This is a genomic window from Mesorhizobium muleiense, assembly GCF_900099905.1.
Taxonomy (GTDB): domain Bacteria; phylum Pseudomonadota; class Alphaproteobacteria; order Rhizobiales; family Rhizobiaceae; genus Mesorhizobium; species Mesorhizobium muleiense.
Window position 1 is genome coordinate 38,178 of sequence record NZ_FNEE01000015.1, and the last position, 11,763, is coordinate 49,940.

12 protein-coding genes are annotated in these 11,763 nt (G+C 61.5%); 6 read left to right on the forward strand and 6 right to left on the reverse strand.

The features are described 5' to 3' along the window. Positions 1-4: 4 nt before the first annotated feature. Together BLT09_RS22745 and BLT09_RS22750 are read right to left on the reverse strand one after the other, a co-directional pair. Positions 5-490: a TIGR02391 family protein gene (locus BLT09_RS22745; protein ID WP_091596953.1), complete on the reverse strand. Its 486-nt coding sequence runs from the start codon at positions 488-490 to the stop codon at positions 5-7. Further along, positions 487-1,164 carry a DUF5343 domain-containing protein gene (locus tag BLT09_RS22750; protein WP_091596956.1) on the reverse strand — a complete coding sequence of 226 codons (678 nt, stop codon included), beginning with the start codon at positions 1,162-1,164 and terminating at the stop codon, positions 487-489. The genes BLT09_RS22745 and BLT09_RS22750 overlap by 4 nt, the downstream gene beginning before the upstream one ends. A 427-nt stretch (positions 1,165-1,591) precedes the next feature. On the opposite strand from BLT09_RS22750, the gene BLT09_RS22755 reads away from it, so the two are divergent. Then, the gene (locus BLT09_RS22755) at positions 1,592-2,443 is read left to right on the forward strand and encodes a hypothetical protein (RefSeq protein WP_091596959.1); all 852 of its coding nucleotides are present in this window, start codon (positions 1,592-1,594) and stop codon (positions 2,441-2,443) included. Positions 2,444-2,677: 234 nt separating this feature from the next. Here BLT09_RS22755 and BLT09_RS33835 read toward each other — a convergent pair whose 3' ends face one another. Further along, the gene (locus BLT09_RS33835; RefSeq protein WP_139172655.1) at positions 2,678-3,112 is read right to left on the reverse strand and encodes a hypothetical protein; all 435 of its coding nucleotides are present in this window, start codon (positions 3,110-3,112) and stop codon (positions 2,678-2,680) included. Here BLT09_RS33835 and tig point away from each other — a divergent pair. Then, positions 3,090-4,562 (forward strand): trigger factor, encoded by a 1,473-nt coding sequence (tig, locus tag BLT09_RS22760; protein ID WP_091597207.1) that lies wholly within the window; start codon positions 3,090-3,092, stop codon positions 4,560-4,562. The genes BLT09_RS33835 and tig overlap by 23 nt on opposite strands. Before the next feature lie 52 nt (positions 4,563-4,614). On the opposite strand, the gene BLT09_RS22765 is transcribed toward tig, so the two are convergent. The 3 genes from BLT09_RS22765 to dgoD all read right to left on the reverse strand — a co-directional run bounded on the left by BLT09_RS22765 (position 4,615) and on the right by dgoD (position 7,416). Next, complete coding sequence (locus tag BLT09_RS22765; protein ID WP_091596961.1) at positions 4,615-5,358, reverse strand: FadR/GntR family transcriptional regulator; 744 nt, start codon at positions 5,356-5,358, stop codon at positions 4,615-4,617. Positions 5,359-5,424: 66 nt separating this feature from the next. Further along, positions 5,425-6,201 carry an SDR family oxidoreductase gene (locus BLT09_RS22770; protein ID WP_091596964.1) on the reverse strand — a complete coding sequence of 259 codons (777 nt, stop codon included), beginning with the start codon at positions 6,199-6,201 and terminating at the stop codon, positions 5,425-5,427. A 42-nt stretch (positions 6,202-6,243) separates the two neighbouring features. Further along, a complete protein-coding gene (dgoD, locus tag BLT09_RS22775; protein WP_091596967.1) occupies positions 6,244-7,416 on the reverse strand; it encodes a galactonate dehydratase in 1,173 nt (390 codons plus the stop codon). A 294-nt stretch (positions 7,417-7,710) separates the two neighbouring features. On the opposite strand from dgoD, the gene BLT09_RS22780 reads away from it, so the two are divergent. From BLT09_RS22780 to BLT09_RS22795, 4 genes are all read left to right on the forward strand, one after another. Next, positions 7,711-8,688 carry a substrate-binding domain-containing protein gene (locus BLT09_RS22780; RefSeq protein ID WP_091597210.1) on the forward strand — a complete coding sequence of 326 codons (978 nt, stop codon included), beginning with the start codon at positions 7,711-7,713 and terminating at the stop codon, positions 8,686-8,688. A 117-nt stretch (positions 8,689-8,805) separates the two neighbouring features. After that, entirely contained in the window at positions 8,806-9,855 is a 1,050-nt protein-coding gene (locus BLT09_RS22785) for a zinc-dependent alcohol dehydrogenase family protein (protein WP_091596971.1), read from the forward strand. Between the two features lie 3 nt (positions 9,856-9,858). Then, the gene (locus BLT09_RS22790; protein ID WP_091596974.1) at positions 9,859-10,752 is read left to right on the forward strand and encodes an aldose 1-epimerase; all 894 of its coding nucleotides are present in this window, start codon (positions 9,859-9,861) and stop codon (positions 10,750-10,752) included. 14 nt (positions 10,753-10,766) lie between these two features. After that, positions 10,767-11,762: an ABC transporter permease gene (locus BLT09_RS22795; RefSeq protein ID WP_091596976.1), complete on the forward strand. Its 996-nt coding sequence runs from the start codon at positions 10,767-10,769 to the stop codon at positions 11,760-11,762. Position 11,763 lies beyond the last annotated feature (1 nt).

Sequence of the window (11,763 nt, forward strand, 5' to 3'; positions counted from 1 at the left end):
GCGGTCATGCCGGCGGTGACTTTCGGGCCTCCAGCGTACGAAGCAACACCGATGCCACAGAGAGGTGATCCAAACAGAGATCAATTGGATCTACTCGTATGTCGTGGCCGCGTGGATTTCGAATGCCGGCCAGAGCGCCAGCGAAGATATGCCTGAATCCCTTTTGCTCATCCTTGTCGCTGATCGTTATCAGGTCGGTCAGAGCGATCTTCGGGCCACCTTCATTGAAGGCATTCATCATTAGGCTAAAGCCTGTTTCCTCTAAGCCGGATAGCATCCGTATGCGATGTTCGAGCAATTTGAACGCCTCGAACGTGGCTTGAGAAAAATGGCCATTGTCAAAGAGTTTGAGGGATACCGACGATATGTCCGTGTGAATGTTGCGCTCATCGAACGGATGCGCGGTGCGTCGATCAGCCTTGTCGAGTGTCGCGCCGACATTCTTCGCTACCCTGACAACCCGTTCAAATTGGGTCAGCCGGTCGATCATGGAAACAGGTTGGCTTTAATGCTTTTGAAGATGGCGTCATACGTTTCCTGAGTGCCTTCGGCAGGCAAATTGATCTCAATCCTAACAGTGAGGGCCATGTCGGCCTTCACTTTCGCGGTAGGGGGCGGAGTGGACGCTGCTGGGGGCGGCCCTGAAGCATACGCCTGCGCGGGCTTAGGTCTCACTGAAGTGGCAGGCTTTGCCCTTGGGCCAGAAGGTTTGGCCCTGAGGTTGCCATCGGGTTCCGAAGCTTGATGACCCGCCAATTCACGCAGCGCTATGAAAACTCCTGCCTGACGAGACCCAATAATGTCGCTCGTTTTGTCCACTGACCTAAAGTAACTCGTCAACTGATTTCGAGTAAAATTCCAGGCGTCATCACCTCTGAGTTCAAAAAGGTCGGCGTAGGCCGTCCGGACCAGATCGCTAAAGGCTTCGTGGAAGGAAGGATCGTCATGGATCGTCATGACCTCATGCCCCTTATCCGTACGCTTGCCCTGCTCGTCAACGAGCTTGAGAAACTGGAGTACGTTGATTACGTAGCTCTCGTTGTTTGAGGCGAGGCCAAGTCTTTTCACCGTGTCTGAATTAACAGTTGCCGGAAAGTTCTTCCGCAGAAACTGGATCATCTGCGTGACGTTGCCTGGGCCTGAAATATACGGGTGCGTCGCCATTTTTCCCCCTAGTAGTTGAGGGGGTAAGTTCTACCGAGTCTAGAAGCCGGTCAACTGAGGATCAGAGTAATTGGTAGCCTATGCCCGCGACATCGGCGCTGCATGGGGCTTCTCGTAGCCCGCCGGCCTATCGTTTAATAAGTTGAGGGCCTTCTTAGGTTCCTGCGCAGCTGGTCAATTGCATCGTAATGCGCTCGAAATGGCTTGAGTGACAGTTTGCGGCGCGAACGAACTCGTCGGCGGCCGGGTCTACCTGCCCAAGGATGTATTCAAATTCTTTCAAATTGATTCGGAATATTTTTCTACCCGTAAGTCACGACCGCAAACATTGTTTCGTGTTAGCGATTCAAACACGCTCTGGGTTCGTTGTTGCTAAAGTAGCAAATTTGAAACTGCTGCTGTGGGGTAATTTCCAAAGGAGAGTGTCATGGCAAACGTCGTTAACAGTTTCGCCGCAGCTTTGGCCTGTAGTGCACTTGTTTTATCTCTTTCTTTTCCCTCCAGCGCAGGCGGCATTAGCGTCGGCGCCGGCGCATCGGTTGGCGGCCGAGGCGGTGTAAACGCCGGTCTCGGCGCATCGGTTGGCGGCCGAGGCAGCGTAAACGCCGGTCTCGGCGCCTCGATCGGCGGCAGTGGCGGCGTCAATGCGGGAGTCGGCGCTTCGATCGGCGGTAGCAGCGGGGTAAATACGGGAGCCGGCGCATCGATCGGCGGCAAGAAACGCACTATCGCGGGTGTCGGCGCTTCGATCGGGGGCGGAAGCGGGGTGAATGCCGGCGCCGGTGCATCGATCGGCGGCAGCAGGGGCATTAGCGCTGGTGCCGGCGCCAATGTCGGCGGCACTCGTGGCGTCATGGCTGGCCTGGGCGCCAATGTCGGCGGCACGCGTGGCGTCACGGCTGGCCTGGGTGCCAATCTCGGCGGCACTCGTGGCGTCACGGCCGGCCTGGGCGCCAATGCCGGCGGCACCGGCGGTATCACTGCTGGCGCAGGCGCAAATGGAGGCGGCACCGGCCTCGTTGCAGCGGGTGTGAGTGCCAATGTTGGTGGGACGACCGGGGTCGGCGTCGGTGTAGGCGTCGGCGGCGGGACCCTTGCTGGCACACCCGCGACTCCTGGAACACCCGGGACTCCTGGAACACCTGGCGTGAGCGTGGTCGCGCAGTTGTCCAGCAGCCAGTTGATACGGATGAAGAAGCGCTGCGTGGATGTGCTCGGGAGCGGCGGCACATACGATCGCGACCTGCGTGAGCTTTGCTTGCTGATCGCACGCCGCTGAGAAGACTGTTGCGCAAACGGGAGTGTCGCATCGGCCGTACAGGCTTTGACAACACTCTCCTGGCTCGCGGCCGGCCCGCCACTCGGAAGGTGGCGGGCTTCTCTGCGTCAGGACCGCTGCGCCAAGCGGCTGACGACTTCGGGGAGCTACACCAGCGGGAGCCAAGTCGGAGTGGAGCCTAAAATCCAGCGCGTCCAGCAATTCCGCCGCATCCGCGTTGCCCGCAGGCAGCCATCATTCTGTCAATGTCGCGGTCAAAATAGCGGCCGTTCGCCGGCGCATGATCCCGAAAAAAGAAAAATCGTATTTTTGGGGATCATGCGCCAAAATCAAGGTGCTCCAGCTTCCTGTGCGCGTCCAAGATGACGCGCGGCGCTGTAGACGCGAAGATGGTTGAAAATCGGCCGCGCCTGTGACAAAAGGCGTGTCGAATGTGACGGGATGCGACGATCCACTTCTGCAGAATGTGATAAGAAGTCGGAAAAACAAAGACTTATTCACATTTTGGAGCGTGTTTCTGGACGATTTTGAGCCGCGTTGAGTGGACAGATCGCCAAGTCCCGCACCAAAAGCCATTCCCGGCAAGATCATACCGGCAGGCTGTAAACGGCAAGAGCCGTTTGGCTGCGGAAACGAAGGTTCTATGATGCAGGTCACCGAAACGCTCAACTCCGGTCTCAAGCGCGAGATCAAGATCACCGTGCCGGCCGGTGACATGGAAGCCAAGCTGATGGCGCGGCTTTCAGATGCCAGGAGCAAGGTCCGCATCAACGGCTTTCGCCCCGGCAAGGTGCCGGTGCAGCACCTGCGCAAGGTCTATGGCAAGTCGTTCATGGCCGAAGTGGTCAACGAGATCCTCAACGATTCGACCCGTTCGATCATTACCGGCCGTGGCGAAAAGGCTGCCATGCAGCCCGAAGTGATCATGACCGAGGACGAGAAGGAGGCCGAGAAGATCCTGGCCGGCGGCGCCGACTTTGAGTTCCGCCTGAACTACGAGATCATTCCGCCGATCGAGATCAAGGATTTCTCCGACATCAAGGTGACGCGCCAGGTGTTCGACGTGCCGGATTCGGAAATCGACGAGCAGGTCAAGCGTGTCGCCGAATCGGCGCGCACCTACGAACCGAAGACCGGCAAGGCCGCCGAGGGCGACCGCGTGACGATCGACTATGTCGGCAAGATCGACGGCGAAGCCTTCAGCGGCGGCGCCGGCACCGACCAGCCGCTGGTGCTCGGCTCCAAGGAATTCATTCCCGGCTTCGAGGATCAGCTCATCGGCAGCAAGGCCGGCGACGAGAGGCAGGTCACGGTCACGTTCCCGGAAAACTACCAGGCGGCGCATCTTGCCGGCAAGGAAGCCACCTTCGACGTCACCGTCAAGGAAGTGTCCCAGCCCGGTGCGTTGGAGATCAACGACGAAATGGCCAAGAATCTCGGCCTGGAGTCGCTGGAGCGCCTGCGTGAGGTGGTGCGCGGCCAGATCGAGAACCAGTTCGGCTCGATGACGCGCCAGAAGATCAAGCGCCAGCTGCTCGACCAGCTCGATGCCGCCTACTCGTTCGAGGCGCCGTCGAAGCTTGTCGAGGCCGAGTTCAACAACATCTGGAACCAGGTCAACCGCGATCTGGAAGCCGCCGGCCGCACCTTCGCTGACGAGGAGACGACGGAAGAAGAGGCGCGCGCCGAATATATGCGGCTTGCCGAGCGCCGTGTGCGTCTCGGCCTGGTTCTCGCCGAAATCGGCGAGAAGGCCGGCGTCACCGTGTCGGACGAGGAATTGCAGCGCGGCCTGCTCGAGCAGGTGCGCCGCTATCCGGCCAACCAGCAGCAGGAAGCCTTCGAATTCTATCGCAGCAATCCCGAAGCGCTGAACACGTTGCGCGCGCCGCTGTTCGAGGAGAAGGTGGTCGACCATCTGCTCAGCCAGATTTCGGTCACCGACGTCAAGGTCAGCAAGGAAGAACTGATGGCCGACGACGAGGACAGCGAGACGGCCAAGGCGAAGCCGGCCAAGAAAGCCGCAGCAAAGAAGGCCGACGCCAACAAGGCCGACGATGCGGAAGAGCCCAAGAAGAAAGCCGCGCCGAAGAAGAAAGCTGCCAAGGACGCCGAATAACACGGCATTCTGATGGATGTGAAAGGCCGCCCTCGAGGCGGCCTTTCATCTTCTAGGCGACCTGCAGATCGTCGGCGGCGATATCGAGCAGCCGGTTCATTGCGGCCCTGGCTCCGGCCGTATCCCGCATACGGATCGCCTCGAGCACGGTTTGATGCGCCGCCAGCGCCCGCGACTGCGCTTCCATCAGCCTGTTGGTGACGAGGAAGGACGCGCTCAGCGCCGCCTCCAGCATCCCGATCAACCCTTTCAGCACGACGTTGTGGCTTGCCGCTATCACGCTGCGGTGGAAAGCCAGGTCCGCTCGGCAGACCCCGTCGAGGTCGTGCGGGATCGAATCGCGCATGGAGTTGAAGGCAGCCTCGATCGCTGCGAGATCGGAGCCGGTGGCGCGCCTGGCGGCAAGTTCGGCCGCAGCGGGTTCAAAGATGCGGCGTGCCTCGATCAAACCGGAAATCAGTTCGCTGTCATTCTTGATATCCGGGTGCCAGCTCAGCACCACGGGATCGAGTAGCCGCCAGTCATCGCGCGACAGGACGCGCACGCCGACCCGGCGGCGCGCCTCGACCAGCCCCTTTGCCGACAGCACCTTGATCGCTTCGCGCACCGAGGTGCGGCTCACACCCAACATGGCGCAGAGTTCTTCCTCGCGCGGCAGCATGTCGCCTTGCCGATAGACGCCGCCAAGGATGCGACTGCCGAGCACGTTGACCACGGAATCGTGGATGCGGCTGCCACCGGCGCCTTCGGCCAGGCGCCACGAACCGTCTTCGGCGATCGCGAGGTCAGATGCCATGGTTTCCCGGCCCTTCTTCAGCTTTGCACCTCATAGGCGCGACTGGCGCGCTACGCAACGACGCTGTCAGTCATGGTAGAGCACCGACCGGCCGCCATCGACGACGATGCAGGCGGCGTTGACGAAGGGTGCCTCATCAGAGGCGAGGAACACCGCCGTCATCGCCACCTCCTCGGGCTTGCCAATGCGTTTTTGCGGGTGCAGATCGTAGGTACGCTGCCGTTCGGCCTCGGGGTCCGGAAAAGTGCTCCAGTAGTCGACGGCGATCTGCGTCTCGATGTAGCCGGGTGCGATGGCGTTCACTCGAATACCCTTTGCAGCGTAGTCGATGCCGAGCGCCCGGGTGAGGCCCAAAAGCCCGTGCTTGGCGACGGGGTAGGGGAAGCAACCGGGAATGATCGAAAAACTGTGCGTGGACGCAATGTTGACGATCGAGCCGGCGCCCTGGTCGAGCATGGCCGGCAGCACAGCCTTGCTCATGCGCCAGACACCGTCGAGATCGATATCGAAGCAGCGCCGCCATTCGGCTTCGCTTGTTTCCAGCGGCTCGTGGAAGACGTTGATGCCGGCATTGTTGACGAGGATATCAATCCTGCCAAAGGTCTCCTTCGCCAGCGCGGCGACGGCTTCGACGGAAGCGGTCTGGCGGACGTCACATGGCACGAACAGGGCGCTTGCCCTGTTTGGCGAAAGATCCGTTGTGACCGCTTCGCCGGTCGTGTGATCGATCTCGGCGATGACGACTTTGGCGCCTTCGCGATGGAAGGCCCGAGCGATCGCCTCACCGATACCGCGCCCGGCGCCGGTTATGATCGCGACCTTGTCCTGCAGGCGTCCAGTCATTGCATCCTCAACAGTTGGCCATCCTCAACAGTCGGCCCGTCCTCACCAGTCGACGATAGTACCGTCCGGCATTACGGCGTTCTGCGTGTGCAGTACCTCGGGCGCGAAGGGATAGCGCGCGCAGACCGCCTCGTCGACCTCGATGCCGAGACCCGGCGCTTCGGGGACCTGCCAGAAACCGTCAACCATGCGAATCGGGCCCTTGACCACGTCGAAATACCACGGCACCGCGCCGACCATTTCCTCCTGGACGATATGGTTTGGTGTCGAGACGGCGAAGTGCAGGGCGGCGACGCCGGCGATCGGCCCGAGCGGGTTATGGGGAGCGACGCCGACGCCAACAGACTCGGCATGGGCAGCAATCTTCTTGGCCTCGGAGAGACCGCCGCAATGGCAGATGTCGGGCTGGATGATGCTGACCGCGCCCGCCGAAAGCAGTTCGGCAAATTCGGCGCGCTCGACCAGTCGCTCTCCGGTCGCCAGCGGCACCGAGGTATGGGCGGCGAGCGCTTTCAAGCCGACCGTGTCGCCGGGCGGCAATGGCTCTTCGATGAACATCGGCCGACCGGGGGCGAGCGCCTCGACATAGGCAAGTGCGGCGGAAACCGACGCCGGGCGGCCATGAAAATCCACCATGATCTCGATCCCAGGTCCGACTGCATTACGCAGCGCCTCCATCAGCCGCGCCACCTTGTCCACGTCGGGCAGTGGAGCGTGATAGTGGGTATAGGGAATGAACACCGCCTTGAAGGCCCGGTAGCCTTTCTCGACCACGGCATGCGCGCGTTCGACCAATGGATCAGCCTCCATCGTCTCGTAAACGGCGCGCATGTCGCCAAGACCGAGATGGGTATAGACGCCGACCTTGTCGCGCACCTTGCCGCCAAGCAACCGCCACACTGGCACGCCGAAATGCTTGCCCATGATGTCCCACAATGCCATCTCGATACCCGAGATCGCACTCATGCCGATCGCGCCGAGCCGCCAGAACGACTGCTTACGCATGATCCGCACGGACTGCTCGATGTCGCGAGGGTCGCGCCCGATAATCAGCGGCGCCAGATCCTCGACCGCGCCGACCACCGCCCGGGTCTTCCATTCCAGTGTCGCTTCGCCCCAGCCATGAAGCCCCGCGTCATCGGTCAGCACCTTCACGAACACCCAGTTTCGCATTTCCGCGTTGACCACGCGGGTTTCGATGCTTGTGATCCTCACTCGGAGACTCCTGCGCAATCCATTAATAGATCATATCTATCCGGCACATTAGTCGACTTTGACATTATGTTCAACGTCCAATTGCGGCGGCGGATCACGGTAAAATGCCACTTCCCCGCAATGCGGGATTCGAATAATGTGTTGACAGCCGTATTAAACATATTATCTATAAATCAGTTTGATCCGATCTATGACGCTAATCTCGGATTGGGCAAGTTCCGTAGGGAGAGCCTGCAGCCCGACCCGGCTGCGGCGCCGCGACGGGCGCAATTCACCATCCGTTGGGAGGACGACATGAAATCCATAAAGCAGTTTGCAATCGCAGCGCTTGCTGCGGCCACGGTTGGTTCGGTGGCCGCGCCGGCGCTGGCCGATTCGACCGGCATCGGCGCCATCTATCTCGATGACGTCGGTTTCTATGCCGCCGTGCGCAAGGGCATCCAGGACAGCGCCAAATCGATGGGCAAGGAGATCGACCTGCTCGAGACGAATGCTCGCGCCGATCCGGGCGCCGAAGCCTCTTTCATCGACCGCCTGATCTCGGCAAACGTCAAGGCGATCATCCTGTCCGCCGTCTCCGCCGACGGTTCGGTGCGCGCCATCAAGCGGGCGCATGAGGCCGGCATTCCGGTCGTGTGCTACAACACCTGCATCAACGACGCCGACATGAAGAAATATGTCTATGCCTATGCGGTCGCCGATCCGACGGAGTTCGGTCGCCAGCTCGGCGACGTCGCGGCCGATTATTTCATCGCTCAGGGGATCAAGGAACCGAAGATCGGCGTGCTCAACTGCGAGTTCGTTGAAGTCTGCGTCAAGCGCCGCGAGGGCTTCGAAGCGGCGCTCAAAGCCAAGGTTCCGGGCTACGTCATCGCTGCGAACCAGCGCGGCACGGTGCTCGATGATGCCGTGTCGGTCAGCGATCAGATGCTGTCGGCCAATCCAGATATCGACGCTTTCTTCGGCGAGGGTGGCGATGCCGGCACCGGTGCGGTGCGCACCATCAAGCAACGCGGCCTGGCCGGAAAAGTCGTCGTCTTCGCCGCCGATATGACGTCTTCAGCCGCGACCGAACTCGCCGACTTCTCGGTTATGAAGGCAGTCGCCGACGTGTCCGGCCAGGGCATCGGCAAGCTGGCGCTCGAACAGGCGCTGAATGGCGCCGAAGGCAAGAAAGCCGCCGACATCATCGTGCCGATGGGCATATCGATCTTCAAATCGGCAGACGAGGCCAAGAAGTGGCTCGAAACCCACAAGGACGGCCTATCCTGATCGCATCCTCCCGAACATGCGATACTGGTGGCCGCATCCCGGCGGCCAGTCCTTTCGGGAAACCGACAATCTCGGATACTGCCCGCGGTTGAATGGACCGGGGTCCGGAGCTTGACCATGCCAAAAATGCTTGCCGCCTACCTTCCAGGCAATTCCACAGTCGACCTGCGCGAAATCGACCGTCCGAAGCCGGGCATCGGCCAGGTGCTTCTAAAGATGAAGGCGTCCGGCATCTGCGGTAGCGACATCCATTACATCTATCACAAGCATCTCGGCGACGATCCGCGCACGTCCTATCAGGGCGTCGTGGCGGGGCATGAGCCGGCCGGGCAGGTGGTCGATCTTGGCGCCGGCTGCCGGCATTTCAAGCCGGGCGATCGTGTCGCCGTCTATCATATTTCCGGCTGCGGCTTCTGCCGCAACTGCCGTAAGGGGTTCCAGATATCCTGCACCGATCCGCAGCGTGCCGCCTATGGCTGGCAGCGCGACGGTGGCCACGCTGAATATCTCGTCGCCGACGAGCGCGATCTCGTGCACCTGCCTGACACACTGTCTTATCGCGACGGCTGCTTCATCTCGTGCGGCGTCGGCACCGCTTATGAGGCCGTGCTGCGCGGCAATGTTTCGGGTAGCGATGCGGTGCTCGTCGTCGGTCTCGGGCCGGTCGGCATGGCGGCGCTGATGCTGGCCAAGGGCCGTGGCGCGCACCTGGCGATCGGTGTCGACACTCAGCCCGACCGGGTCGAGACGGCGAAAAAACTTGGCCTGCTCGATCGCGGCTTCGTCGCCGGGCCGGACGCGCTCGGCGCCATTAACGAGTTGACCAAGGGCGGTGCGGCGGTCGCCATCGACTGCTCCGGCAATCCGCGCGGCCGGGTGCTGGCGCTGCAGGCGACGCGGACATGGGGGCGCTGCGTCTATATCGGGGAAACCGGCAAGGTCGAGTTCGACGTCAGCGACGACCTCCTGCACCGCCAGCGGACCATCTACGGCTCATGGGTGACCAGCGTCCACAATATGGACCAGTGCTGCGAGGACCTCGACGCCTGGGGCCTGCACCCGCATGATATTATCACCGACGCCTTCCCGCTGGAAAAAGCGCCCGAGGCCTATGCACTGATGGCAGGCGGGCGCTCCGGAAAAGTCATCGTCGAATTTCCGGAGTGAGCGATGGCCGATATCGAAATCGCCAACGAAGCAATAAGCCTGACAGTCACCACGACCGGCGGAGCGATCTGGCGCTTCATTTCCCGCTCGGACAGCTTGGAGACGCCGCTCTTCCGCCAGCCGTCGCAAGGGCGGGAACGCGCGGCGTTGAAATCGGGCTGCTTTCCGCTGGTGCCTTTCGGCAACCGGGTGCGCGGCAACCGTTTTTCCTTCGAAGGCCGCAAGCATTCGCTCGAACCCAATATGGGCTGGGACAGGCACTATCTGCATGGCGACGGCTGGACCGGCGAATGGCGCCTTGCCAGCCATGCGAAAGGCGAGATCGTGCTTTCCTTTGGCCATCGCGGCACCGAGACCCCCTATGCCTACGATGCCGAGCAGCGCTTCACGCTCGCCGGTCCGACGCTGACGACGACACTGTCCGTCACCAATCGTGGCGAGTTCGCGCTCCCATTTGGTCTGGGCTGGCACCCGTATTTTCCGTTAACAAAAGAGACCACGCTCAAGGCGGCCGCTCGCTCCTATTGGGAAGAGGATTCTTCCTGGCTGCCGACCGTCGAGCATCCGGTCGCTGGCGATATCGACTTCTCCCAGCCGCGCGGCCTGCCGCGCCGCTGGGTCAACACGGTCTTCGAGGGCTGGAACGGCGAGGCGAAGATCGACTGGCCTGAGAACGGGATTTCGCTGGCGATCGATGCCGATCCGCTCTTTTCGCGCTATCTGGTCTTTGTCTCCGATCCGGCCTTCGATGCTGGCTACGACTATGATTTCTTCTGTTTCGAACCAATGAGCCACAGCGCCGACGGGCACAACATGCCCTCCGGCGGCGGGCTGGTAAGGCTGGCACCCGGTGAAGGCCTCACAGGCTCCGTCCGCTACACTTGCCACCGCTCCTGACGAGGAAGAATGCGATGAGTGCGACCACAACCACCTCCAGCCGTCGGCGCCGCTTTCGCCTGCTCGCGCTCGATATGAATGAGATCGGCCTGATCGTCATTTTGCTCCTGCTCTATTTCGGCTTTGGCGCGACCACCAATGGCTTTCTGTCGGCCAACAATCACCTATCGCTGTTACGCGACGCGGCTTCTATCGCGATCGCCGCCTGGGCGGTGACGCTGATCATCATCGCCGGCGAAATCGACGTCAGCGTCGGGCCGATGGTCGCCTTCACCTCCGTCTGCCTCGCCTTCATGCTGAAAGCCGACGTCAATGTCGCGCTCGCCATCCTGGCTGCGCTTGCCATCGGCGGCGCGCTCGGCACCTTCGCCGGATCGTTGCGCGCCTATTTCGGGGTGCCGTCCTTCGTCGCCACGCTCGGTCTGTGGAGCGCGCTGCGCGGCATGTCGTTCTTCACCACCAATGCGCTGCCGGTCACCTTTCCCGCCAACGCCTTCCTCGACATCCTTGCCGACAAGATATTAGGCATCCCCACCTCGGCCATCGTCATGCTGGTGCTATTCGCCATCTTCTCCTTCATCAGCCAGAAGACCGCCTACGGCCGGTCGATCTTTGCCGTCGGCGGCAATGCCAATGCCGCCGAACTGTGCGGCATCAACGTCGCGCGCATTCGCGTGCTGATCTTCACCACGTCGGGCGTGATGGCCGCACTTGCCGGCGTGCTGTTGACCGCGCGCCTCGGCTCCGGCAATGCCGGCACCGCTTCCGGCCTTGAATTTGACGTGATCGCCGCCGTCGTCATCGGCGGCACGGCGCTATCAGGTGGACGCGGCTCGATGCTTGGCACGCTGCTCGGGGTCTTCGTCATCACGCTGATCGGCAACGGGCTGGTGCTGCGCGGCATCAATCCGTTCTTCCAGGAAGTGGTGCGCGGCGTCATTATCGTCGCCGCCGTGCTCGCCAATATCCTGGTCACGCGCTATCGCGAACGCCGCATTTTCGGCGCGTGAC